The organism is Micromonospora sp. DSM 43699, from assembly GCF_055517075.1.
Genome location: NZ_JBTMMT010000024.1, coordinates 41,630 through 66,468 on the forward strand (window position 1 = coordinate 41,630; position 24,839 = coordinate 66,468).

Annotated in this window: 17 protein-coding genes; 11 read left to right on the top strand and 6 right to left on the bottom strand. The window is 66.3% G+C overall.

Features of this window, described 5'->3' with window-relative positions:
* Positions 1-52: 52 nt before the first annotated feature.
* Positions 53-1,303: an XRE family transcriptional regulator gene (locus tag AC0AIB_RS14560; protein WP_465096850.1), complete on the bottom strand. Its 1,251-nt coding sequence runs from the start codon at positions 1,301-1,303 to the stop codon at positions 53-55.
* Complete coding sequence (locus tag AC0AIB_RS14565) at positions 1,290-2,078, bottom strand: hypothetical protein (RefSeq protein WP_465096851.1); 789 nt, start codon at positions 2,076-2,078, stop codon at positions 1,290-1,292. The genes AC0AIB_RS14560 and AC0AIB_RS14565 overlap by 14 nt, the downstream gene beginning before the upstream one ends.
* Positions 2,079-2,351: 273 nt before the next feature.
* Here AC0AIB_RS14565 and AC0AIB_RS14570 point away from each other — a divergent pair, with 273 nt between their 5' ends.
* The 4 genes from AC0AIB_RS14570 (at position 2,352) to AC0AIB_RS14585 (ending at position 10,741) form a co-directional block, all read left to right on the top strand.
* Positions 2,352-3,488 carry a restriction endonuclease-related protein gene (locus AC0AIB_RS14570; RefSeq protein ID WP_465096852.1) on the top strand — a complete coding sequence of 379 codons (1,137 nt, stop codon included), beginning with the start codon at positions 2,352-2,354 and terminating at the stop codon, positions 3,486-3,488.
* Complete coding sequence (locus AC0AIB_RS14575; RefSeq protein ID WP_465096853.1) at positions 3,485-6,826, top strand: ATP-dependent DNA helicase; 3,342 nt, start codon at positions 3,485-3,487, stop codon at positions 6,824-6,826. The genes AC0AIB_RS14570 and AC0AIB_RS14575 overlap by 4 nt, the downstream gene beginning before the upstream one ends.
* On the top strand, positions 6,826-7,506 hold the full coding sequence (locus tag AC0AIB_RS14580) for a pPIWI_RE module domain-containing protein (protein ID WP_465096854.1): 681 nt from the start codon (positions 6,826-6,828) through the stop codon (positions 7,504-7,506). Before AC0AIB_RS14575 ends, AC0AIB_RS14580 begins: the two co-directional genes overlap by 1 nt.
* A 772-nt stretch (positions 7,507-8,278) precedes the next feature.
* Positions 8,279-10,741, top strand: a complete 2,463-nt coding sequence (locus tag AC0AIB_RS14585) for a pPIWI_RE module domain-containing protein (protein ID WP_465096855.1) — start codon at positions 8,279-8,281, stop codon at positions 10,739-10,741.
* Positions 10,742-10,864: 123 nt separating this feature from the next.
* On the opposite strand, the gene AC0AIB_RS14590 is transcribed toward AC0AIB_RS14585, so the two are convergent.
* From AC0AIB_RS14590 to AC0AIB_RS14600, 3 genes are all read right to left on the bottom strand, one after another.
* Positions 10,865-12,349: a UvrD-helicase domain-containing protein gene (locus tag AC0AIB_RS14590; RefSeq protein ID WP_465096856.1), complete on the bottom strand. Its 1,485-nt coding sequence runs from the start codon at positions 12,347-12,349 to the stop codon at positions 10,865-10,867.
* Positions 12,350-12,369: 20 nt separating this feature from the next.
* Positions 12,370-14,313, bottom strand: a complete 1,944-nt coding sequence (locus AC0AIB_RS14595) for an ATP-dependent nuclease (RefSeq protein ID WP_465096857.1) — start codon at positions 14,311-14,313, stop codon at positions 12,370-12,372.
* A gap of 436 nt (positions 14,314-14,749) precedes the next feature.
* Positions 14,750-15,403, bottom strand: a complete 654-nt coding sequence (locus AC0AIB_RS14600) for a hypothetical protein (protein ID WP_465096858.1) — start codon at positions 15,401-15,403, stop codon at positions 14,750-14,752.
* A gap of 512 nt (positions 15,404-15,915) precedes the next feature.
* Here AC0AIB_RS14600 and AC0AIB_RS14605 point away from each other — a divergent pair.
* From AC0AIB_RS14605 to AC0AIB_RS14635, 7 genes are all read left to right on the top strand, one after another.
* Positions 15,916-17,967, top strand: coding sequence for a GNAT family N-acetyltransferase (locus AC0AIB_RS14605; protein WP_465096859.1), 2,052 nt, complete (start codon positions 15,916-15,918; stop codon positions 17,965-17,967).
* Positions 17,960-18,400 carry an ASCH domain-containing protein gene (locus AC0AIB_RS14610; RefSeq protein WP_465096860.1) on the top strand — a complete coding sequence of 147 codons (441 nt, stop codon included), beginning with the start codon at positions 17,960-17,962 and terminating at the stop codon, positions 18,398-18,400. Before AC0AIB_RS14605 ends, AC0AIB_RS14610 begins: the two co-directional genes overlap by 8 nt.
* 305 nt (positions 18,401-18,705) lie before the next feature.
* Complete coding sequence (locus tag AC0AIB_RS14615) at positions 18,706-19,272, top strand: hypothetical protein (RefSeq protein ID WP_465096861.1); 567 nt, start codon at positions 18,706-18,708, stop codon at positions 19,270-19,272.
* Positions 19,273-19,319: 47 nt separating this feature from the next.
* On the top strand, positions 19,320-20,105 hold the full coding sequence (locus tag AC0AIB_RS14620; protein ID WP_465096862.1) for a hypothetical protein: 786 nt from the start codon (positions 19,320-19,322) through the stop codon (positions 20,103-20,105).
* Positions 20,106-20,412: 307 nt separating this feature from the next.
* Positions 20,413-21,594, top strand: coding sequence for a toll/interleukin-1 receptor domain-containing protein (locus tag AC0AIB_RS14625; protein ID WP_465096863.1), 1,182 nt, complete (start codon positions 20,413-20,415; stop codon positions 21,592-21,594).
* 102 nt (positions 21,595-21,696) lie between these two features.
* Positions 21,697-23,457 (top strand): hypothetical protein, encoded by a 1,761-nt coding sequence (locus AC0AIB_RS14630; RefSeq protein ID WP_465096864.1) that lies wholly within the window; start codon positions 21,697-21,699, stop codon positions 23,455-23,457.
* 321 nt (positions 23,458-23,778) lie between these two features.
* Positions 23,779-23,964 carry a hypothetical protein gene (locus AC0AIB_RS14635; RefSeq protein WP_465096865.1) on the top strand — a complete coding sequence of 62 codons (186 nt, stop codon included), beginning with the start codon at positions 23,779-23,781 and terminating at the stop codon, positions 23,962-23,964.
* A 591-nt stretch (positions 23,965-24,555) separates the two neighbouring features.
* Here the strand turns inward: AC0AIB_RS14635 and AC0AIB_RS14640 are convergent.
* A complete protein-coding gene (locus AC0AIB_RS14640; RefSeq protein WP_465096866.1) occupies positions 24,556-24,693 on the bottom strand; it encodes a hypothetical protein in 138 nt (45 codons plus the stop codon).
* Positions 24,694-24,839: the final 146 nt, after the last annotated feature.

Genomic DNA, 24,839 nt, shown 5'->3' on the forward strand with positions numbered 1-24,839 from the left:
AGCATGTTCCCCAGGTGCTGGCCCTGATGGGGAAGTCGTCCAGTTGAGGTCGTTACATTGTGTCGGCAATGACGGACTTCAGGTGACGGACTCGATCGGTCATCGGTCTCATGGGTTCCGTCGCCTTGCCGCCGGCTAGAAGGTTGAGCGTTGGGCGGTCAGTGACGGCACCGAGTAACTGCCGGATGCGTTCCACCGGCCAGCGCAGTTCCTGTGCTAGCGCGGTGATGGTCAGCCCATGATCGGTGGCTAGCTCGAAGGCTTTTCTGAGGAGGGTCGGCTGTTCGCCGGGGAAGCCGTCGATGGGTTCGAGGGCCGGCTTGGACTGATTGAGGCGTTGGTAGGCGCGAGTCGCAGTGGTGTCGGTGTAGAGACCTACTTCGCGGCAGCGGTAGATGAGGCTGTGGATCGATGTACCCCACGTTCGCTGGAGTTCAGCGAACGCCGCGAAGTTCACTCTCGCCGGCAGAAGTGGGGTAATGCTGTCGTGTGGAGTGAGAAATTCAGCGGCGAAGGCGTCAGCGTCCCGTTCATGTCGGGAGTCACCGGGAAGGGCGTCGGCGTGGAGTACGAGGTGGGCGAGTTCGTGCGCGGCGGTGAAGCGTTGCCGGTACACATCATGCGATCGGTCGCGACTGATGACAATGAACGGCCGCGGTAGCCGGGAGGTCGAGAAGGCGTCCACGGTACGGAAGTCGCCGTCGGCTGGCGCGTGGACGACGACGATGCCGTGGACCTCAAGGGTGCGCACGAGGTGTGGAATGGGCGCGGTGCCGAGATTCCAGTGCTTGCGAAGTGCTCGGGCGGCTTGGACTGGCTCGGTGGGAAGGCTGGCACCGGGATGAATCTCCCCGCCGGCGAACCCGGGAAGGTCTACGTGGGGCAGGAAGACGCGCCGTTCGAGGGCGTAGATGAGTTCCCAGACCTGCTCGGTGAAGGAGACGGCCTTGGCGCGCTGGTAAGAGCGTGTCTCACGGAGATGGCGGAAGTGCGCTCCGGAGGAGTCCAGGCGGGCGTAGGGACGCCCGACCTGGAAGAAGCCGACGGGGTAGCCGAGGTTTTCGGCGAGGGCGATCAGAATCTCGGGTCGTGGCCGCGCCCCTGATTCGTACTGGCCGATGGCCGCGGCGCTGACCCCGACCCGGTCGGAGAGTTCCTTCTTGGTCAGCCCGGCGAGCTGGCGAGCTTGTGTCAGACGTGCCGAGTCGAACTGCCTGGCGACAGCGCTGACTGACCCCGAGGGCGACTCCACGGGAAGGCCGCCGGCAGAGAACAGGTCATCGGGCTCGTCAGTTCCGGGCATCGTTTCGCTGCTGGTGGTCGCTGTGTTCGGCTACGGGGCTGTCGGTGGCCTGCTCGGCGGCGGTACGGGCGCGCAGCGTCGGGCTGGCCAGCTCGGCCTGGTCGAATCGCGGCGACGCGGTCGAGGCCGACGGCTGGGTTACCAGGCGAAGTCCGGGGATCGGGTCTGCGGACGGGACGAGCAGGGGTTGTGCGGATACCCAGCTCGCTGTGCCGGTCTGGCTCACGCTGATCTGGCCCCATCCGATGTTGAGCAGCCCGTGCCGCTCGTGCGCGGCGTAGTAGATGATCACGATACCGTCTGGTTCCAGCCCGCGCAGGAGGTCGGTGGCGTGGGGGTCCGACTCGGACTCCATTCCTTCGAAGGCCGGCTGTTCATGATCGGGTTTGGGGCCGAAGAGCCGCGCCAGCTCCAGCGTCGTCTTGTTGATCTTCTTCAGGGCGCGAGGGCTGTCGTAGGCGGTCGCGAGGTCCTTCGCGTACTCCACCGGCAGCACGGCGACGTTGTTGATGACGACGATGCGGTAGCTCTTGCCCAGCGGGCGCACCGTCTGGGCGCCGGGGACCTCACCGAGGTGGTTGACCAGTTCCTCGTACCGCGCCGGCCAGCCTCCGCCGAAGGCGTGGCGCGACGTCAGGCGGACCGCGTGGTGGCCGTCCATCTGCCGTCCGACGGCGGCCTGGATGGCCGACGGGATGGCCTCCGTCAGCGTGGTTGCCACGTCGCGGCCGAACAGGGACGCCGCCCACGCTGCCGGCCGGATCTTCTTCGACACGATTCTCTCCTCATGCTTTACCTGCGTGCAGAAGGCTAGCATCTGTGCTTTAGTTTTGAGCGCGACGACGCCACTTCGGTGACGCTGAGTGTGTTCCCGCAGATCATGCCGCCTTCGGTGTGGCGTGATCTGTTGTGCGCTGCGATCGCGGCGGACGTCGATCAGGCCGCACACGGTGTCCGGTTGCGGTGTTGCGGGTCGCCCAGGATGAGCGGCCGGGGAGGAAGGTGACGCATGACGGCGGATCTGACCAGGTTCGGCCGGGACACAGTCGTGACCACGGTGACGCAGGCCGCCAGTGTCTGGATGTCGCCGGGGCCGCCCGGCGAGCGCTGGCGGCAGGTGGCTGAACTGCATGGGCGGGTCGCGTTGGCGCACCTGGCGCACGGTGAGCCTTTGCTGCCCCTGGTGGCCTTCACTGATCTGTTGACCGGCCCGCTGTCCGGGCTTCTGCCGGACGCGCTGAGGGAAGCGTGTGACGAGGTCTTGTTGGTGGAGGACGGGCAGCTCAGTGCTGCTGCCGCTGACCTGCTGATGGAGAACCTCGCGCCGTCGATGACGGCCTCCGATGTCGTCGGTTGGTCGGTGCCGCGTCTGAGCGCGGAGAAGGTGCAGGGCTGGCTCTACGGACAGATGCTGGCGACGGGCACGGAGGAGGGGTACCGGCGGGCGCGACGGACCGTCATCGAACACGCGGCGGGTGAGATGTCGGAGGTGATCGACGCGATCAAGGCCGCAGGGCTGCCCCGCGAGGGCCTGGTCGAGGAGATCCCCGCGTGGGCGTGGGTGGCGCACGAGGGGGAGCACTATTGGTTCGGGTGCCCAGTGTGCCGGTACCCGATGCGGTACCAACTCGGTCGGCTTGCCTGCGCCTACCCGCCGCACACGAAGGCCCTCGGCGGTTCGATCACGGTGAAGTTGGCCAAGGGCCGTGCACCGGTGGCTGGCGCCTGGAACGTCGGACGTGCCGCGCAGTTGGGCGGACCACAGGTCACCACTGCGGCTCCGGTCGCGGGACAGGTGTGCCTTACCCGGCCGGCTTGGCGGTACTCGACTATCCCCGGTTGTGAGGAGGTCCGCCTGCACCGCGAACTCGAGATGATCCCGGGCGTCACCGCGAGACTGTGGCCGTACGTCGACCGGTACGACCTGCACGTGACAGCACCACGACGCCGGCGCCCCTGGCGGGTCGATGTCAAGGACTACACCGACCCCGCGCGGCTGGCCAACGAGCTGCTGCGTCGGGGCAGCATCGGCGAATCCGACCTGTTGATCGTCGTCCCCGACTACCGGGCGGGCCATGTGGCGGTCCTCAACGAACGGCTGCGCCTTGCCACCGGATCACGGCGCCGGTTCGCCACGACGTCTCACCGATTCCTCACCGAGGTGAAGAGGGCCGCAGCCGGATGAGCAACCGTTCGCGTTTCCACAGAACCGCCAACCGGTTCATGATCGGGCCGTCGCTGCGTCTGGCGCTCGGCCTGGCCGAACAGCTCTTCCCCACCGAGACCTGGGAAGGCGCGCCCGCGGTGGACCCCCGCGACGCGCGGTTCCTCCTCTCCGGCCAGCTCGGGGTGTGGAGCCGCTGGCGCGACGGCCTCACCGCCACGCAACGACATGCGATCGACCGCCTCATCCACCTGCGCCCTCGCCGCCTGGCCACAGAAGGAGGCCTGCGCGTCAGCCTCGACGAGCACCTGCGCAACAACCGGTCGCCCCGCTACCGGGAGGCCGGAGACTTCCTGCAGGTGATCGACGGGGTGCCGGTCGGTGATCTGATCACCGCCGCGCTGCAGGAGCTGGAGGATGCGTCATCCCCGATGCGCGTCCCCCCAGAGGCACTGGCCGAGAGGCGCTACAGCTCGTCGGTCTTCCTCGCCGGCCCCAGCCGCGACGAGTTCCGACGCAACACCTACCTCATCCCGCGGGCGCCGATGCCCTACCCGCCTGTCCCGGTTCTGGACGCCACCGCGCCAGCCGAGGTGGTGGCCGACCTCGCGGACATGCACGCCACCGCCGAACTGATCGACAAGAAGCGGGGTGACGATGCCTTCCGCCTGGCGGAGGTCCTGGACGGATTCTCACGGAAGCTGCGGACGCCACAGGGCCAACCCGTCGACCGGCTGAAGCTCGCGGCAGGGCCCCTCCAGCTCATGATCGCTCCCACTGGTTCCGGCAAGAGCGTCTGGATGCGCGTCGCCGCCACCCACCTCGCCAGCCACAGAGGAGGCCGCCGCACCGTCGTCCTGCTCACCCCTGATGTCGAGAGCACGCTGAATCTTGTCGCGGCCATCCGCAGTGACCTCGCGGCGCTGAGCCTCGACATCCCCGTCGTCGCACTCATGTCCCACCGACGGCTCATCGAGGTGGCCGTCCAGCGCACCAACGACGCACCGGAGGATCCGGCCGGTGCCAGATGGACCTGGCAGGAGCTCGGTTACTCCTGCATGCTGAGCGACGAAGAAGGCGCCGCATGGCAGCCCGGCCAGGAACCCTGCACGGATCTGCACGAGCCCGGCGTCGAAGGCCGCCACCGATGCCCCCTGATCGGAGCCTGCGAGAAGTGGGCGCCATGGCGGCAAGCCGCCGGCCCAGCCAAAATCATCGTCACCAACCACGCCTACTTCCAGCAGGGCTCGGTGCCGTTCCCCGTCATCACGAACGGCACACTCCACGGACGGATGAGTGCGCAGGAGCTGCTGCTGCGGCGCGCCGACATCGTCCTTGTCGACGAGGTCGACGCCTTCCAGGGACATGCGGTCACTCAATCCGGCCGCACCCTCGTCCTGGCCCGCCGTGACACGCAGAAGCTGCTCCTGGAGAAGCTCGACGACCAGCGAAAGGAACAGGTCGAATCCAACAACGTGCCGGGCGAACTCGAACTCGCCTTCCAGCGGGCGATCCACCGGGTCGAGTTCCTCTCCGAGCGCTACCTGGCCGCCGTCGTCAACGGGTTCATCGACCCGCAGGACCCACTCGGCCCCAAACAGGCCAGGCTGCACCTGCCACGCCGATGGGACAACCTCCTCGCCTGCCGCCTCTTCGGCCTCAACGAACTCGAAGACCGCCCCAACGACGACCAACTCGACAGGTTCAAATCCCTGTTCACCCAGAACGAACCCGACCCTGACGCGCTACCCGCCGGCTGGGCGGACCTACGCAAGGAACTGCGCCTCGTCGTCGCCGACGAACCGGAATCCGACCTGATCCACAAAAGAAGCCAAGGCATCGTCAGCGCGATCCAAACGATCACTGCGCCCACCACCGACGAGGGCGAGCCGGACGCCGAGTTCGACCTGGACGCCGACGTCGACCTGGAGGAGACCGACTGCGGCCGTCAGACCGGGAAGGACGACGACCCAGCAGAACCCGCCGCTTCGGCGTGGCAGCTCCAGACCGCCCACCTTCTCCTACGCAGGGCGTTCCTCGGCGAACTCCAGCAAGGGCTCGCCGAACTGGAAGCCCTACTGCCGCTGATGCGCGACAGCGGCATGCGGCTCGCCGACGACGTCGAAGCCGCGTTGGACCGCGCTCCCTCCTGGCAGGCAACACCCGAAGGACCGATCGGCCGAGCGGTCTTCGGATTCGCCGTCACCGGCGACCCGGAGAGCCGCTCCGACCGACAGTTCACCGCAGAGATCCTCTCCGGCGACCCGCACGCCTACACCGCAGACCTCGGAATCACCACGGCTCCCGCGCTCACGGGCGCGCCCAGAGTCATCGTCGGACTCTCCGCGACCGCCTACCTACCCGGTTCCCCCACCAACCACGTCCATGCCGACGTCGCCTGCTACTACCCCGACATCGCCGGCACTGGCACTGGCAGGCTGACCGTCAGCAACGCGTCCGTCAACGACCACACGACCAACCGCGGGATCGTCATCTCCGGGGCAGCCCGCAACCGCAAGGCCCAACTACTCGAAGGCATCGGATCCGGCCTCTGGGACCAGATCCTCGAACAGAGACTGCGAGACCTGCACGACCACCGGGACACCGAACGCCGCGACCGTGCCCGGGTCCTGCTCGTCACGAACTCCTACGACCAGATGCTCGCCCTCTGCCGCGGCCTGATCGCCGGGGGAGCCCACCGCACCCGCATCGCCGTCGCCGTTCCCGCCGGTGACCGCCGCGGCCTGCAAATCCCCGACGACGTACTCGCCATACCCGCCAGCCGGCTGCGGACCTTCCCGGGCACGGGCAGGGACGTGCTGATCTCACCTTTCGCACGGGTTGCCCGCGGGCTCAACATCGTCGTCGGCCACCGGTCCGCGCTCGACTCCATCTGGGTATGCGTCCGACCCATCAAGCTCATCGACGAACCATCCGCACTGGTTGCCCACACCGGTGCCCACGCCCGCCGCAACCGGCACCCCGGCGAGGACCCGCGCAAGGAACTCGACGAACGCCACCGCATCGCCGCCAAACACCTGGAGCTCATCAACAGGTCCAACCCCGCCTTCGGGCGCCTGCCTCCCGACGTGCGAACCGCGATCTTCGCCGACGTCCTGGCCGACCTGATCCAACTCGCCGGGCGCGCAAGGCGTGGCGGCACCAACACCACTCTTCACCTGGTCGACAACGCCTTCCACCGAGGAGGCGCCGCACCGGGCAGCGACTTCGCCTCCCTCATCCGCAACCTCCACCAGCGATGGCGCGACGACAACCACCTGGACCAGGTCCGCTCCATCTACGGCACCACCATCGACGCGTTCTTCACGTTCGCCGGCATCAACGACAGGAACCCCTGATGCGCACCCTGGCTTTCCCCTACACCGAAGCGATGGCGGAGAAGATCCACGGCTACACCCTCGGCAGCGAGGTCAACGACACCTGGCAGGACCTGAACCGCCGATACACCCGCCACCCGAAGAACCTGCCGTACAGGGACCTGAGCCTCGGCCTGCGCTACGTTTCCAGCGACTACGCCACCATCTGCAAGGACCCCGACGGCCCCGGCACCCTGCTCCTGATGCGGAAGAAGATCGACACCGCCATCATCAGCCGGCTCTTCGCCGCCTTCGAACGAGACCTCGCGGCCCGCCACGGCGCACCATTCGAAGACCTCCTCGCCCCCCTGCTACGCCAGACCAAACCACGCACGATCCACATCGCCAAGTACCTCCAGGCGGGCACGGTGACGCACGCCGATATCCCCAACTGGGTTTTCGACGTCGCCACCTGGCGCACCATCGAACTCCTCCGAGGCGCGCTCAAGCTCCCCGACGGTACGGACCTGCTTCTCCGTCCCGACATCGACGGCAACCTCGTCGCCTTCAACCGCCCGCTTCCCGAGACGCACCCCAGGGCCGAACAAGGCATCCACTACATCAGTCTCGAACCCATCACCGTCCCCGGCTACCCCGGCATCCTGCTCAACCTCGACGCCCACATGATTGCTACATGGTGCCCGGGCACAGTGGCCAACTGACGGGCGACCGAGATACCCGCTCTTCGTCAAGGCAGTGGGTCCGTCGATGACGGGACTCCGTGTGGTGGTTCCCAAGGATGAGGTATTGGGGTTCGCCACAGCTCTCGCCAGTCGAGGAACAGCAGACATGGTCCGTCCACCGGCGGACGGAATCTCCGTCCGCCGCGTGGACAATTACCCGGTAGTGGTAATCACCGGCGCGGTAGCGGGTGAAATCGACCTTCGATGCTCGTGGAACCTACTGCGCAGCGCAGTAGCGACAAGCCCAGATGTCTCGGTGCCCTCCACCTCAGACCTGCGATTCAGTGCAGAAGCGGAGGTGCGGCTACCAGCGGCCGAACGCGCCGCCCTCAGTGGCCTTCTACGCAGGATCGCACTGTTCGAAGAACCTCACGCTCTTAACTGGCTGTTTGCTTGGCACCAGTGGGTTGCGCAAGGCCGAATCGGCAGAACCCCCAATCCGCCCCCCGGCTTGGTTCGTGACTTGACGGATGAGAGCTGGACCCTGCCGCCTGCGCAACTTCGTGTTCTGGGGATTGATGTGCCGACGCGCCGGGTGAGAACCCCGATCAGGAATAGCGGCTTCCCGGCAGTGACCAGCGGGACGGAACCTCATCCCCACCGCACCGACGGGAGCGCCTCGTCGGTCGCCGAGGCATCAGCCCCGAGGGCCCTTGGTGTCAGCGCCGTATCCGATGCTGCGCCGTACTCATATAATGACGGGCCGTCGTCGAGAAGAGTTACCCGCTACAATCAGCTGGCTGTCACTGTAATGCGACTCGACCCGGCATACCCGATCGAGCGCGAGTACTACACCATGCGTTTCCCCCAACGATGGTTGGAGTTGTTGCATCGGCTGGCGAGAACCTTCGGTGGCGACATCGCGAGGAATCCAATCGCCTCACTCAACGATGTCATCGCTGCCACAGTCCCCGATTGTGTGGTGACGCAGGGGCACGCGGGACCAGGCGACGACCACGACCAACACTGGTTGCTCGCCTACCAGCCGGTGAACGTGGCGACGATCTTCAACCTGGTTGCCGCGTGGGTACGTGCGAGGACGGCCACGTCAGAACAGTCTGAAGAGGCGCTGTCGCATCTGAGCCCCGACGACCTTATCTGGTCCCCGGTCCGCATCGGTCCGGAACTGCCCATGTCCCATCTCACCCGCCTGATCCCGATGGAGGTCGCGGCTACGCTGTCGCGGCATCGGGCACCTCACGGCGACCTGGTCTTCCTACCTTGCCCTACCGAGACAGGTGCCGAACTCATGTCCTGGCCACCCGAGCGTACAGAGGAGCGGACGCCATTCTCCGTGACGATCAGGGTGACCGCGCAGACCGCGCCAACCAGCAACGAGCTTCTGGTCTACCTTTCTTTCGGGGTACGGCGGTGGGCGCCGATGCGTGGGAAGCTGGCCGTAGGCCGCCGCTACCCGGTCTATCTAGCGCCTCCCGCTTCCTTTCCGAGTAGGCCGACAGCGCCTTACTTCGGACGGGCCGACATCGCGCTGGCTCGGGTATTGCAGGAGGACGGTCGTCACACCTGGCTTCCGCAGTGGGACGACGCCCTGACCAGCGTCATTAGCCAGGTGGGTTATCCGAACCTGCTCCCTGATCCGAACTTGCTGGTCAATGAGCCAGTGGAATCTCTGCGGCGCACCGACGCTCCGGCGGCCCTCACCTATGTCAACGGTATGCTTCCCTGGCCCAGGGTTAGTGAAGGATTGTCTGTGGCGGACCGGCATCCCCTGATGTCCTGGGTAGTCGATGCACTCTCCCCGCACATGCGCCCCGTCGAGCCGCTGACCCGCGCGGGGCGCACGATCTACAAGGGCTTGGCCGGCGCCGCCACTGACGTCATCGCGCCAGAGGTTCTTTGCGACGCGATTGGCCCGCGGCTGACCGTCGAACTGCTTACCGAATTTGAGGAGACCGCGCAGCACGCCTTGGACAGGCTGGAAGAACGGCTCGGCGTACCTTTCCCCCGCGGGGAGAAGCTTAACGAGGTGGAGGTTCTCCGGACCGTCGGACCGCTGACGATCGGCGTGCGGCGCATAACGCTCCCAAGCCTCCCTGTGAACATCGAAGAGGAGGCCGGTTCGCCGCAGACCGCGATCGAGGCGCGGGCTGAACTCATTACGAGCCTACTCAGCCAGGCACTTCACCCGACGATCACGCTGGTGGAGATCTCCAGCCCAGAACGGCACGAGCGCAGAGACGGCCAAGCCGACCTGAAGTTCGCACTCCGGAAAGCGCTACTGCACACTGGGCGGCACAGCCAGTTCGCCGCCCGACTCGTTCTGCCTAGAGAGGGCCCTGACCACGCGGCCAACGCCACCCGCACCCGGTTCGGTGCTGCCATCGACGAACTCCTAAGGCAACTGGGAGTGCGCCCGACCGCCCTGCCGTCGCCGACGCGGAAGACACTCGCTCGCAGCCCTGCCCTGCTGGCGATCTGGATGGTCGGCCATAGCAGGAGCAGAGCTTCGAGGGTAAAAATGCAGGTGCCCGTCGCATTGCTCGCTGACCCGAGCGGTCAGAAGGTGCTGGTGCGTACGCCTAGAACGGCATGGCAGCCGTTGCACAAAGGGCTGCTTGAGATAGTCCGAGCGCACACTGATACCGACCTCGTGTCTGCGCCTGGAGACACCATGCGATTCATTAACGAAGCTGTGGAGAGCGCTGTCGGCACCTACTCCGATACACTTCTTCTAACGCACGCGCAGAATTTGCGGAATGCCTGGAATCACCTCAGGAACAGCCACCTAGAGGTGGACATGCTGGACTTCGGTGTCGGTCAACGGCACTCGATTGCCACCATGCGCGGCCTGAGGCATGTCCGCGTGCGTACTCCTGAAGGTGGCGAGACGCCTGAGTGTTACGGAATAGACGGCCACCAGGTTGGTCAATCGGCGGGGCTTTGGCAATACATCAATCCCAGACTTTTCGGCAGTACCTCCGGAAAGCCAGCTACGCATACGAACGCGATGCATTCCGAGTCGAAGATCGTACCGGGAGTTCGTGCCGGTGGACGGTCGCCAAATCCCAAGACGCAGGTGTGGAACACTCAGTTCGTGGAGCTATGCGTAGCTGGCCTCCAGGAAAATGACCGGCCCGAGCATTGGGCCGCGTTAGTTCACGATCTCCGTAGCGCCACGCCGTACATTCGGTGGACAACAACCTTGCCGTGGCCCCTGCAGCTCGCCAAGCAGATCGCGGACTATATCCTCTGAGGCCAGCGACCAATGAGATACCTCGGTAGTTCTTCTGCCTTCGTGGGGCAGCGCGGCACGCCACCTTTGTGCTGTTGCACCAGTCCGACGACACAGGTGACCGTGCGGATCCTCGCGCCCGGCTCAGACGTCGACGGTGTTGGCCTTGCCGCGGGTGAGCGCGACGTAGATCGCGCGTTGCCCGTCGTGGTCTGGTGTGAGACCGGCGGCGAGATGTTGTTGCTCGGTGGAAGTCAGCCGGACTCCGACGGCGTGCCATTCCCGGCCCTTGGCTTGGTGGATGGTTAGCCCGGGGACCGGGCGTGCGACAGCGCGGCGTAGGTAGTCGCCGAGTTGAGCCAGCGGCCGGGTGTAGGTGGCGTGGCGTGGACGGAAGTAGCGGTCTGATTCGTTGGCGATGGCGGCTACGAGTGCGTCCCAGGCGTCGTTGACGGCGCTCTTCGTGGCCGGCCGTAGGGTGCTGAGCACGTCGGCCAGATGCGGGGCCAGTCGGGCCGTCGCGTCCGGGTCGGTGATCCGTAGCAGTTGTAGGGCCTCGCCGACGAAGACGGCGTGTTGGCCGAGTCCGGCGACGGTCACGATGTCGAGCAGAAGCAGCGCGGCGGCTTTCTCTGTGGTGCGGGGGCTGCCGAACGACAGGGGGAGCACGTCCTGCCCGATCTGCCACAATGTGCTCCAGTCGTGGGCCAGGACCATGTCGAGTGGCAGGGTGTCGCGGGTGGGTAGTTCCACGCCCTTGCCGGCGCGTAGGTCGGCGGCCAGGTTCTGGCATTGGGTGGTCTGGAAGCGGAAGGATCGGGTCAGCGGGTAGGTTCGCAGCTTGTGGTCCGTGATGAGCTGGTGCACGAGGTCAGGTTCGGCGCCGCGGAACTGGTAGAGCGCTTGCCAGGGGTCTCCGATGATGGTGACCCCGATCTGGTGGGCTGCGGCGAGGCCGATCAGCAGGACGTCAAGCCGGTTGGCGTCGAAGACTTCGTCGACGATGAGGTGGGCGACGACGGCCCGCAGACGTTCCCCCAGGAGTGGGCGCAGTTGGTCGTCGGCGAAGACCGCGGTCAAGACGGTACGAACGTCGTCGTGGGTGCAGACGCCACCACTGATCTCTTTGGTGAACGGCTCGTTGTCGATGTGGCTCCGCGGTCTCGGGTTGACGACGGAGGAGACCACGATGTCGCGGCCGGACAGGGTCAGGACCGGTTGGTAGCGGGCGAAGTTGTGGGTGTAGGTGTTGTCCCAGGTGTCCTTGACTGTGAGGTCCGTGTGCCCGCCCGGCCAGCGCAGGTGGCCCGCACGTAGCAGGAACGTGAGGAGTTCCTTCAGGAAGGTGTCGATCGTGACGACTCGGTGCGGGCCGCGTAGCGGGTCGACTCCCCAGGTTCTGACGATGCGGCGGCGCAGTTCCGCGGTCGCGGCGCGGGTGAAGCTGAGCGCGACCGTGGCTCGCGGTTCGCCAGGATCGCGGTAGCGCAGGTATCCGAACCGTTCGGCGGCGACGGTGGTCTTGCCGGATCCGGGGGCAGCCTCGATGAACACGCCGGGCTCGACCGCGGCGGCGGCTCGCAACTGCTCACCGGTCAGTCCGGCAGGCTTCACGGCCTGGGCTGACATGTCTCCGTGTCCTGTTCTGATCAGGGGGCGGCTGGCGTGGTGGGCCCACCGAAGGTGAGTGCGTCGTAGCCACGGTGGGCAATCTCGGCTTCTGGGTCGTACAGGAAATCGAACAGCTCCCTGAGGTGGTCGGGCACATGCACGGAGGCCGGGTCGGTATTGATGTTGTCCTGCAGCAGTTCGGCCAGGTGCAGGGAGAACTGCGCCTTCTTCGGCTTGCCGGGGCCGGCCGGGGTGCCGTCGGTCTTGGCACCGGCGAACAGCGCTGTGATCGTCGCGACATCGACCGGATCGGGTGCGGTCAGGCCGGTGCGTTCGAGTGCGGTGGTGAAGAGGGCTTCGTTGCCGGTGACCAAGGACGGTTCCAGGGTGGGGTGGCTGATGATGTACCGGAACGTGTCCGGGTGGTACTTGTTGGTCCAAGCGGGTTTCGTCGGGGTGACCGTGACGGGTTTGTCGCTGTCGACGAGGACCACGACCCGTGCGGCGAGTTCGTAGCCGTGGGTGGCGAGCAGATTCGCGGGGAACTCGCCGACCTTCCAGCCCATCACGGTGATGGTCAGCGCGCTGACGAACGCCGCTTTGGTGGGGTCGGCGCCGGCCCAGGCCTGGCCGAACAGGCGCAGGACGGCGGCCTCGGTGACTCCTTCGACGAAGACGACGCGTTCGGCGAACAGTGCCGCTGAGCGGGTGGTGTCCATGTGCAGACGGGCGAAGCGCAGCACGTGGTCGCGGTCGGGCAGGGGCAGCCGAGCGACGGGGCGGGTGATGTGCCGGCCGTCGCGGCCGCGGCGCAGCAGGACGAGATCCTCTGGCCGGCAGGCGGTGGTGATGTCACTGGCGTGGCTGGACAGGATGACCTGCAGCTCGGGTCGGTTCCGGACGGACTCGCGCAGGTAACGCGCCAGCCCGTGTTGCAGTTGCGGGTGTAGGTGTGCTTCGGGTTCCTCGATGACGACGGTGGCATGGAACGGTGCCGACGAGAAGAACGAGTCCTCCTCGGCATTGCGCTCGACGCGTGCCTGCGCCAGCCGCGCTGCGGCTGCCGCCACCTGCTGCTCTTCGTCGCCGGGGCTGTTCGCCTCCGCCGATGGGATGCCGGCGGTGCCTTCAGGGCCGGGTACAGCAGCGCCGGTTTCCTCGGCGTCGTCGGCGTGGGTGGGGTCGGGGATGGCGGCGAGGGTGACGGCGATATGTAGCAGGTTGACGTAGCCGAGACCGGTGATCGCCAGGTTGCGGGCCTGCAGTCGGTCCTCGACTGCGGCGACCATCAGCTCCAGCACCCGGGCGAGGTACTCGTCGCTGACGGCTTGGCCGCGTACGAACGGCCAGTGCTGGCGTACCCCGGCAGTCAGCGGGCCCAAATGCTCGCCGATGCGCTGCTCGACGGCCTGGATCAGGTCGGTGCTGGCCAGCGCGTCGAGTAACCTGGCCGCTTTCGCCCGCAGGTTGGTCAGGTCGCGGCGGCCAGTGAGCCGCTGCTGCTGAGCACGTAGCAACTCGACGAGCACCCGGGCTTCACGGCGGGCAAGGTCATCGACCGGGTTGCGAGTAGCCGGCAGATAGATCAGCCGGACCCGGTCGCGGAAGTCGTGGAACTCCGTGCGCGCGGCGACGCTGCCGAGGCTGCGTCGCAGTTCCGTCGTCCATGACGCGGCGACAGCGGTGCTTCTGGTTCCCGCAGCTTCCTGAAGCTCACGGCCGAGGGGCCCCTCGTCGTCTGGGTCCTGGGCATAGGAGTAGTCGACGGTGATGCTGCGCGGGCCGTCGCCCAGGGTGGCCGACGACGGCGGAGCCAACGATGGGAACCGCAGCCGGTGGGCGAGATACAACGCGTCGCAGACGGTCGACTTTCCAGCGTTGTTCGCGCCGATCAGCACACTGAACCGGTCGGGTATCTCGCACTCGATGAGGTCCTCGGCGCTGGCGCGAAACCCATGGACAGTGATCTTGCTCAGGTGCATGCGGTCGTCTCCATCGAAACAGCGGTACGTTGGATCAGCCAGTCTCCCGGTTTGCAGCACCACTCGTCCTGGACGCACGCGGACCGAAGGGCCGTCGCCACCTCACCCCTATGCGTCTTGGTCACCCTGCCACGGCTCCTGCAGCTGAGCGAGCAGCTGCGCCAGCAGCCCGGAGAACGCGATGGGGATAGTCCCACCAGGTCAGGGCACCTCACGGATATGAGCGTTTCCAACGCCTGAAGCAGCCGCTCGTGCGCTCTCGGCAGGTCGGCGCACTATCGGGCCACCCGCCACCGGACGACGGCCATCGCGAGACTGAAGCCGACGAGCCCTGCCTGGTGTTTCACCCGAGACAGCAGCTGCGGCAGGCGCTCACGGTCCCTCGATGACAGAGAGTAATTCAGGCCGTCGCCGAGAGACGTCCCCGTTCATAGGTCTACCGCTGGTCGCCGGGCCGTTCGTGGGGCGCTGCCAGCCAGCCGCCGACGACGTTGAGGTCGGCCGTGAGTCCTTGTACCAGAGTGCAGGGACTCCCGCCGGGCCGGTGCGCCTCCCCGCACGGGCACTCCCAGATGCCCGTCGTGAGTCGCCCGATGGCGCGCGTGAGCACCGAACGCGAGTACACCAGGGTCCTTCCGTTGATGGTCACCGGCTCGTCGCGTTTGCTGGTCCTGATCTCCGCGCCGATGCCGACGATCGCATCGGCGGCGTCGGTGAGGAGACCGGCGGCGTCGGCGGGATCCTTCTCGATCTGTTCGGTGGCCAGTTTGCATACCATGCCGAGTGCGGCGATCACCCGTCCCGCGTCTGGGACGGTGATGGTCACCGGCTCGGCTTCGGCCATCACGTCGCGGTAGGTGGCGGCGTGCTCGCCGAGAACCTTCGCCAGCAGCGAGATGTTGTGCGGGGTGATGTAACTCTGTAGCGCGGTGCGTTCAGTGACGCCGAGCTGGGCGGCGGTGAAGGCGACGCGCTCCGCCAGGAGGTCCGCTGCTTCGGCCGGCGCGAAGAACACCCCGAGCCGGTTCGTCTCCTCAAGCTGGGCGAGCCGCTCCTTGAAGGGTTTGGTGTTGCGGAGGTTGGCGGCCATCAACTTCTCCTGTAACGCCGTCTGGGTGCCGGCCCTGCGGTAGTCGGGATCTCCCGGCACCTTAACGCGCCGACCCAACCTCATCGCGCCCCCCTCACGTGCGCGTCGCACGTGCGGTGCGCGGGCGCCTGACGGCGGCTGTTCTATGCCCACCTGGGCGGAAGACGGCTTGTGCTGGCCGGCCAGGATGGCGTGCCGGCGATCGTGGGCGGGACCAACCCGTTCCTGCTGAATCGGGGCTGGTCAGGGCCACCATGGGGGAGCCCTTGAACGGCGAGCCCGCGACGGCACGAGCGATGTTTGCTCACGAACGCCTGACGTCGGCCACCGAACAACAGCACCAAATCTCAGTGGCCACGACCTACGGCACGAAGAAGTTCCGCCACGAACCAGAGGAAACTCACTATTGGTGTGGACTCCTGGCATGGTCGTGTCATGCCAGCCAGTTGAGCGTCGATCTTTAAGACGCGCGGTCGATGTCATCGGAGCTATCAGGCAGGCACACTGCGTGCATGTCGATTTCGACCTCGCCCCGACCGGTCCAGCTAGAGACGGTGCGATCTGACGACAGCGACGCGGTCGCGCAGGCGTTCGAGCTCGGCTGCCAGTTCAGGGCTCGACTCGGTATGCAGATGCGTGGGGCCTATGAGCAAGCGGCCGGGGATGGGCACCTGCTGGTGGCCAAGCAAGACGGCAGAGTGATCGGGTTCGCGCTCTACGGAGTCGCCTACCAGCGGGTCCGCCTCGCCTATCTGTGCGTGAGCACGGAACACCGCCGTGGCGGAATCGCCACCATGTTCGTAGAGCACCTCTCGGCGAAGCACTCTGATCTGGCCGGCATCAGCGTCAAGTGCCGCCAGGACTACGGGATCGACAAGCTGTGGATCGATCTTGGATTCCACAAGAGATCACAGGTGCGGGGGCGAAGCCACACCGGCCACCTTCTCGACGTCTGGTGGCGTGACCACGGGCACCCGGATCTCTTCTCACGGCAGGACCCGCCCCTGCTGCGAGCCGCCCTAGACAACAACATCATCCGCGACCTGGGCCCGGCCCAGAGCCGACCAGGCGCCAGCGAATCGCTGGCCCTCCTCGCCGACCACCTCACCGACCAACTCGAGTTGGTGGTCACGACCTCGGTCCGCCGAGAGATCTCCGACCTGGAACCCGGCGCGACAAGAGACGCCTGCGAGGAGGTAATGAGCAGATGCACACCTGCGGCACCTGTCTCACAAGCCGTCAAGGCCGCCCAGAAGTTCCTCCTGGACCGGATAGACGCCGCACACGACCCGTATCCCGCTGGTCGACGAGATGAATACGACCTGCGTCACGTCGCCTCGGCCGCAGCAGCGAAGGTCGGCGTTTTCGTCACGCACGACACTCGGCTCATCAGCGTCCTGCGAAAGCCAGCCCGAGCGTTGGGGCTCCGCATCCTCGAGCCGGCTGATGTCGTCGTGCACCTCGACGAGCTCACACGAGCCGAGGCGTACCAACCCGTGGCGTTGCTCGGCACCGGATACCAGCTCAAGGCCCTCGGATCGGAACAGGACCACGCGGTCGAGCACCTGGCCGCGACCGTGAACGGCGAGAGCCGCAAGGACTTCCTCCGCCAACTTCACGCCCTCGCCGTCGCACGCGCCCAGCGTTGCGCCGTGATCACCCCGGCCGGGGACGTCGCCGCTCTGTACGTGACCAGCCAGCATGACTTCGCGCTCACCGTGTCGCTGCTGCGGGTGGCCAACCAGCCCTTGGCCGACACCATGGCTCGCCAACTGTTGCTGATTCTGCGCAACCAGTGCCGCGCCAACAAGCTCGCCGCAATTGTAGTTGACGACCCTCACCTGTCGCCTGGAACGCAGCGCGCGCTGCTCGATGACGGCTTCCAACAGGTCAACGGCCGGTGGATAGCGTTCGTTATCGACACCTGCGGTACAGCGGCCGACGTCGAACGGGACGTCAGCGCGGTGGCGCGTCATCTCGACTTATCCGAGCCCACACCGTTAAGATCAACTATGCCTGCTGCCGTCGTCGCTCAGCTGGAGCGCAACTGGTGGCCAGCGAAGATCATCGACACCTCGCTGCCCACCTACGTCGTGTCGATCCAGCAACGGTGGTCCAACCAGCTGTTCGGCGTACCCACACCACTGTGGCGCGAGGATCTCGGTCTCAGCCGCGAGCACGTTTACTACCGCGCCGCCACCGGCGGCCCCGCCGCTCCCGCCCGGATCCTGTGGTACATGAGCGGCAACACACCAGCCGCGCCCGGCATCATCGGATGCTCTCAGCTGGAGCTGGACGTCATCGGCACGCCAGCGGACCTGCACGATCGCTTCCAACACCTCGGTGTCTGGGAACTCTCACAAATCCAGGGCACCGGGGAAAACCCACGACGCCAAGCCCTGCGCGTCACCAACACCGAGATCTTCCCTCACCCGATACCACTTCCGCGGCTGAAGATCCTCAGCGGGTCACGAACCGGCCTGCTCTACCCGCTCTCACCACGCAAGATCGGACCTGAACTGTTCGCTCAAATCTACCGGGAAGGCTTCGATCAAGATGCGTGAAGAGCCACCAGCCCTGCTGCTGTCCGTGCGGCCGCGCTTCGCCGAAGCCATTCTCTCGGGCCAGAAGACAGTCGAGGTGCGCCGACGCCGGGTCGCCGCCCGGGAGGGTTCACCCGTCGTCCTTTACGCCAGCTCGCCGGTGATGGCCGTCGTGGGAACCGCGCAGCTTGAACGGTCCGAGACGCTCAGCGTGCAGGACGCCTGGAGCAGCCATGGACACGCGATGGGTATCAACCGATGCGAGTTCGATGACTACCTGGCCGGGACTGATACCGCCTGCCTGCTCTTCCTGACCAAGGCACTACCCCTGGGCGCCCCCTTGCCACTCAACGACCTGAGAAGCAGCCGCGCGTTCCATCCGCCGCAAAGCTATCGATATGTGGCGGAATCCGACCCTACCGCTATCCGGCAACTGGCAGCCCAGCGGGCGTAAGTTGACCTTTCGGGGACAGGCGATTGTGCTGGGCGACGAGGACACAACCCCCCGCTGCGATCATGAAGCCGCCGAGGTAGTTGGACTGCGATAGACCCGGCTCGCGCCGTGGGTTTGGTGCTGGCGAATCCTGATGGTATGTAAACGCCTTTCTCCGCAAGGACCGCGATGCCGGTGCCCGTGCAGCTCAGCACCAAGCCGAGAAGCAACCGTTGGCCCTCGGCTATCGACACCTGCCGGACGCATACTTAAGGGATCGCGCATCCAGTTCCAGCGTCAAACCGCAACGCTGGCACACTCATGAGGTGAGTACGTGGGCGCTGTTGCCGGAACATGTAGGGCCGGGCGAGTGGCGGGCAGTCCAAGGCCGGCTGCAGAGGGACATGCGGCAGATCTTCGCCGAGGCTGGCCTCCGGTTCAGGCAAGACGGCGGAAGGATCTTGGTCCGCTCAGATCCCAGCCCTGATCTCGTGTACGCCCTTCCTCTTCAATCTGCGGAGGGGCACTTACGAGCAGACGCCGGCGAGACGCTGGGCCGAAACACGTTCGGCCGCGGGTATGAGCACCGAGTCCGCGAACACCTGAACCGCCCCGGCGTGAGCCCAGACGACTTCGATCGTTGGACCCACGTCCGGCTCCGGTTACTCAGCGACACCGATGTCCTCGGCTCGGTCAAGGACCTGATGGAGGCTTACTCGCAATGCACCGCCTTCCGTCTCGGTGCGCACCCCAGGTTGATGCGCCGCCAGTTTCTGTGGCGTGTCATCGACCACCTGGTCAACCGCGTTCCGGCCGTCCAAATGCCGCTAGGTACGCAGCGGCCAGAGGGCATGCTGATGACTGGGATCCTTGAGGCGCTCCCGGAGCGATGATGTGCGTTCCCCTGACAGCCCGCTTTCAACCGATGGCGGCAGTGCTCATGACCAATCTCGGTGCCGAGATCGCACTGCTCGCCCCCGGCAGCGGGTTCGTCCGTACGCCTCATATGGACCGCTGGCCGGTCGGTGCCGAGCGACCACAGCTCTCAGGCCCCGGAACCGGCGTCTACGACGTTGGGATCCGTCGGCTGCCCGACGGCCATGCCGAAGCCCTGCTCCGTCAATCGGCGATCGGCATGAACCGGCTACTCGGATTGCTTACCGACCCCGCACGGTTCACGAACACAGACGGCGTCATCGATCTCGATGAGCAGATGATCGCATGGACGAATGTTCGTTTCGGGCTGTCGGCCGTGGTGGAACTGGCTGCCGATTGGGGAGCCAGCGACAAGATCTGGTCGGCGTTCCGGGCGCTCGGAACCCTGCAAGGGCTTTGGGAAGGCGCAACCCAGAGCAGCGTGCCCCTGTGGGAGCTCCTCAGTCCCGACCGGCTTCGCTCTCACGCTCTCCCGGCTCTTCCCGACCCTACTCACCGAGCCTTCTACGCCGCCTTGATCAACAACTATGAAAAAGAACTCCGGGAGGGGTTCCCCGGCCTGTCGCTGGAGAGAGCTGTCAAGGAGGTCCAGGAACTACGCCATCTGGTCCATGGAACGGGCGGCCAAGGTCATCGCCCCCGAGACGCGCGGATCACGACGCTTCGACACCTGGCGACGAACAACCCCAACATCCAACTGGTCGCCGACATGGCAGTGCTGTGGTGGACCGCCCTTCTGTTCGATCCCGATCGCCTCTGCACGCCCGGCCGAGCACCGGGGCGGCCCTGAGTCTTCCAAGCTTCCACGTTCGCGCCCACTGGCGGCCCGACCGGCGGACCGGCCGGAGATCTGGGGCCCTGGCCCCGCTGTGCCCGATCGCGGCCAGGATTAAAGGCCATCGCGGGCGCTCGGGCAGGGCGGGTGGTGCTCCGTTGCTGCTCGGATGTTCGGCATCGAGCGAGCACGAACGAGGCAAGTCTGGCACATTGCCGTCGCCACCAGTGGGCCGCGCCCTCGACCCGCTGGCCGTTCAGGCACGGCCCGTCGCGGCGGTCCAGGACGGGTCGATGTCGCCGCCTGTACCTATCCTGGTCAGGTGGACGGTGTAGCGAAGGACTTCTTCATCTCGTATACGGCCGCTGACAAGGCGTGGGCCAGCTGGATCGCCTACATCCTCGAGGCGGACGGCTTCGCCGTGACGATTCAGGAGTGGGACTTCCGGCCGGGCAGCAACTTTGCTGTCGAGATGGACAAGGCCCTGAAGCAGTGTCCGCGGATGATCGCTGTGCTCTCTCCGGCTTACTTGAAGGCGCCCTTCCCGGCCTCGGAGTGGGCAGCCGTCTTCGCCAGCGACCCGGAGGGCGCGAAGAACGCCCTCGTACCGATCATGGTGCAGGAGTGCCAGCCGGAGGGGCTGCTCAGTCAGGTGGTGCAGATCCGCATCCACGGACTCGACGAAGTCGCTGCGCAGAAGCAGATCCTCGAAGGCGTCCGCCGCGAACGGAACAAGCCCGCCACACCCCCGCCGTTCCCCGGTGCGTCAGCTGCGTCCACTGAGGCGACCATTCAGGCGGTTCCATATCCGACAGCCCGTGCTGCCGCGTCGGCCAGCCCACCTCGGCTGCGCTGGCAGAGCCCGGCACCGCCCGTCAGCGTCTCCTGGCGCAACGACCTCGACCAACGCACGCAAGACCACAGGCTGGGTTCCGCAGCCGTCGAGGTGCACCTCGCCTTCGCCGCCGACGACGCGCGACTGCAGGTGAGCGAGTTGGCCGCCCTCGCCGACCTGCTGCCCAACCATGGCCGACAGCACGGCGTGTTCACCCGGTTGGAAGCCCTGCACGCGCACGCCGACTCCGCCGTCGCCCGGGCGACGAGCAGCGGTCGGGACAACGAAAAGGGGCTGGTGGTCACCCGATCGGGGCAGCGGTCGGCGTGGGCCCCGCTGCCCCGAGGTCAGATGGGCGCGGTGCTCGACCGGGACGACCTGATCAAGCAGCTCGCTGCCATGCTCAACGCGCTGACGGCGCTGGAACTGCCTTACGGTGACCTCGTCGTACCGGCCATCGGGCTCGACCCTGCCACCATGATCTCCTACGGCAGGGTCAACGTGCCGAGCAACACCGCCATCTACGGGTTCGGGCAGGCAGACCACATCCACGTCTCCCCGGACGAAGCCATCGACTACGGCAGCGTCGTCGCCCGCCCCACTGACGTGGCCGCCGAGCTTGTCGCACGTCTCATCGCCGACCACCGGGCCGCCACGGGCCTACGCTGACAAGTCCGCTGCTCTCCGTAGGCAGCCGTCCGGGAACTCGGCCGATTTCCCTCAGCTGCACGGATGAGGCTGGTGCGGTGGTGTCCGTGTTTTGCTGGACCGGTGACCACCGTGAATTGGGAGCGCGAGCCCGGAGAGCGGGTGGAGGAGTTCGTCGCGGCTCTGCTGCTGTTGGAGCATCCTCACGGCAACCTCATCACCCCGTCGCGCGGCGATCGCGGCGTCGACATCCGGATCGAGCACCCCGATGGTTTCGACATCTACCAGGTCAAGAGGTACGCGAGCCGGCTCGACGCCCGGCAGGCAGCGGAGATCGTGAAGTCATGGTCAACATTCGTGCGGGAAACCCTGCCCCGGCTTCCCGTACGGTCGTGGACCCTGGTGACACCGTGGGACCCCACCAACGAGCGACTGGACTGGCTCGCAGAGCTCACCATAGAGGCTGAGTTTCCATGCCGGTGGATGGGCGGCACGAACCTGGATGTGTTGGCGGCGCGACGCCCGGAGCTGGTGGACTACTACTTCGGCGACGGGGGAGAGCGCCTACACCGCCTGATGGCCGATGCTCTTCAGGGCGGCAGGGACCTGCCACGCGGAGTGCCCGCCCAGGACATGCTCGCCGCCGCCGTCGAACGTCAGCGCGCCATCGTCACCACTCTCAACCAGGTTGATCCCTTCTACCGCTACGAACTGGAGATCCGCACCGGGGCCGTCGGCGACTTGCCGTGGGACACGGAGCTGGGCCGATGGGACTCCGCCGCGTACGTGCAGTATCAACAACTCCCCGACGGCCAGTACTCGGTGCTGCGTCTGCTGGCGAAGTCCGCAGAGTCGGCGAGGTTGCGTCCCATCACCATCTCGGGTCGGCTGGAGGTCACCTCGGGATCGCCCGAGCATCAGGCGGTCGAGAACTTCGTGCAGTTCGGTACCCCCTTCGTCGACGTGCCAGGAACCGTCACCGAGGTCAGCGGGCCACCTGGCGTCGCCAGGTCCACGCCTGGTCAAGGGCGTTTCCGGTTCATGGTCGCTCCCGAGTCCGCCGCGGATTTACCGGACCTGGAGATCCGCCTCCTCGACACGACCGGCACCGCGCGTCACACCCTGGACCTCACCGACGTGGAACTGTCCGCAGGGTTGAACGGCACCGGGTCCTGGTTGTCCGGATACGACCGGGGAGGCGCGGTGCAATTCCAGTTCTTCCTCAACGGCAGGGACGGCGACGCCGTGCAACTGAACGCTCAATCGCTCACGGGAAAGGCGCCCGCCGACGTGCTTCCGGCCGTGCGCTTGACCGCTGACCTTGGGCCCGGCATGGGAATCATGGCGGCCGTGCGAGGTGGCGGCCCGGCTGTCACCCCTATCTGGGAGATGAGCGATGAGCCAGTAACCCCCGTGGCCCGCTGGCATGTGCGTCTGCTCGAAGCGCTGATCGCGATCCAACGCCACACCTACCACCGCATTACCGTGCCGGACGTCGACGCCACACCAAGCGCTGACCTGGACGCGATCCTGCGGGTCGGCCGGCTCTTGCGCGGCGAACGCGTCGAGGGGACCTGGTCCGAAATTCCCCTCACTGTCACGACGTCCGAGAACCTCCCGGTCGGCGCCGACGAGTTCACCTTCGCCAGACTCTTCCCGATGACCGTACGGATCAACGGCCGCGACATCGACCTCAAGATGCGTCGCCAAATCGTGTACTGCGCGGCTCGACTTGCAGAGCCCGCCCCAACCGAGACCGACCAGGCCGGCGGACCGCTGCGCCTCGTACCCGGATCCACCGACCGCGCGATCATCACCGCCGTTCCAGACGTGACCGATCTACCAGCTGCTCCGAGGGACGAGGCCTACGGATCAGAAAGCTAGGCGTTCGAGCCCCTTCGGGCGCGCAAGATCATAAATGATATGACCTGCCGAAACGTCGGTCAGACCCTTTCTGCTGTCTGGCCTGTGTGGACGCTGATCCCGGCGGATGAGGATCCCATCTTTCCTCCGCCCCCTTCCTCACTGCGACTATCTTGGCGGGCGGGGGAGTTTTCGTGTTTGACCTGGGTGTGGTCCGTTGGACAGGACGTTGATCCTGTCCGGGAAGGGCCACGTCCTCCCGCCGGGCGGTGATCGATCAGGCATCGGTGGCTGGGCTTCAAGCGCATGCCGGAAAGCCGTATCGACGCGACCGTCGTGGCCTTGCTCGACGACGACTGGATCGGCGATCAGGGTGCCGACCACTTCACCGACATCATGCGGCAGCGGGTCAACCGGGAGCATGAGACCCATCGGCCGATCGGCAAGCGGCAACTGCGTGGGCATCATGTCGTGGTACGAGCCGGTGGGCTGGAACGCCGAGGCCGGGACCCCGCTGACCCTCCTTGACCTGACGGCTGACGGCGGCCTGGTGGAGCAGGTCATCCTCGACGGCGAGGCAGGGTGGCACGACCAGCGGATCGAACGGCACTGGCACGGCTGTGCCCGGAGAAACGCACCGTGGCCGAGGCATGGGCCCGTGGCGGCTCGGACATCACCTGACGCTCGCCGCCCACCAGATCGGCCGGGACGACAAGTTCGGGATCCGGGTCCGCCGCAAGCTTGAGCGCGTGGGACGACAGATGACCGACCGTGCGACTGCGGCACGGACTCGGTGGTCACCGTGTAATGCCAGCCGACGCCATCAATCGAGCTGGCACCCCTGCTGAGCATTCGTGCCGCCGTGGTCCTACTACTCGCCGCAGGCGCCGGGGTCGACGCCGGGGTGCTCACGCATCTGGTCCACCAGCCGCTATCCGCCGCCGGTACCGCCAGCAGCGGCGAGCTGGCCCTGTTCAACAACCTAATCGCTCCGCCGTAGGCGGATTCGGCGTCTCCGAGCATAAGGCTGCCTCTGTCATTTCCCTGCTGCCTCGTCCTCATCGACCTCTAGGCCGCACCTGCCCTGACCTGGAAGACCAGCCTGGGGAGGGCTCACTCTTAGGGGTTGAGGTGGCTGAGTAGCCAGGTGACGACGGCCCGGGAGGTGCCGGCGATCAGGCCGGTAAGGGCAGCGCAGGCGATGCGGATCCTGTTGCCCTTGGGGCGGTCGTTGCGATCGCTGTTGTGGGTGCTCATCGAACGTCCTTCGATCAGGCAGGGAATCTGTCGGGCCGGCTGGCTCTGATGTCTAGGTTCGGGTAGCTTGCGGCGGTTCACTTGGGTGCCGCTGAGTGCCGACGGGGTAGTGCCGGTGAGGGCGTGATCGCATGTGTACGGCAATC

Bases quoted from the DNA above. Each gene is read 5' to 3' on its own strand.
- AC0AIB_RS14595 (WP_465096857.1), bottom strand. From the start codon at position 14,313: ATGCACCTGAGCAAGATCACTGTCCATGGGTTTCGCGCCAGCGCCGAG.
- AC0AIB_RS14580 (WP_465096854.1), top strand. From the start codon at position 6,826: ATGCGCACCCTGGCTTTCCCCTACACCGAAGCGATGGCGGAGAAGATC.
- AC0AIB_RS14560 (WP_465096850.1), bottom strand. From the start codon at position 1,303: ATGCCCGGAACTGACGAGCCCGATGACCTGTTCTCTGCCGGCGGCCTT.
- AC0AIB_RS14575 (WP_465096853.1), top strand. From the start codon at position 3,485: ATGAGCAACCGTTCGCGTTTCCACAGAACCGCCAACCGGTTCATGATC.
- AC0AIB_RS14605 (WP_465096859.1), top strand. From the start codon at position 15,916: ATGTCGATTTCGACCTCGCCCCGACCGGTCCAGCTAGAGACGGTGCGA.
- AC0AIB_RS14585 (WP_465096855.1), top strand. From the start codon at position 8,279: ATGCGACTCGACCCGGCATACCCGATCGAGCGCGAGTACTACACCATG.
- AC0AIB_RS14600 (WP_465096858.1), bottom strand. From the start codon at position 15,403: ATGGCCGCCAACCTCCGCAACACCAAACCCTTCAAGGAGCGGCTCGCC.
- AC0AIB_RS14610 (WP_465096860.1), top strand. From the start codon at position 17,960: ATGCGTGAAGAGCCACCAGCCCTGCTGCTGTCCGTGCGGCCGCGCTTC.
- AC0AIB_RS14640 (WP_465096866.1), bottom strand. From the start codon at position 24,693: ATGAGCACCCACAACAGCGATCGCAACGACCGCCCCAAGGGCAACAGG.
- AC0AIB_RS14620 (WP_465096862.1), top strand. From the start codon at position 19,320: ATGACCAATCTCGGTGCCGAGATCGCACTGCTCGCCCCCGGCAGCGGG.
- AC0AIB_RS14590 (WP_465096856.1), bottom strand. From the start codon at position 12,349: ATGTCAGCCCAGGCCGTGAAGCCTGCCGGACTGACCGGTGAGCAGTTG.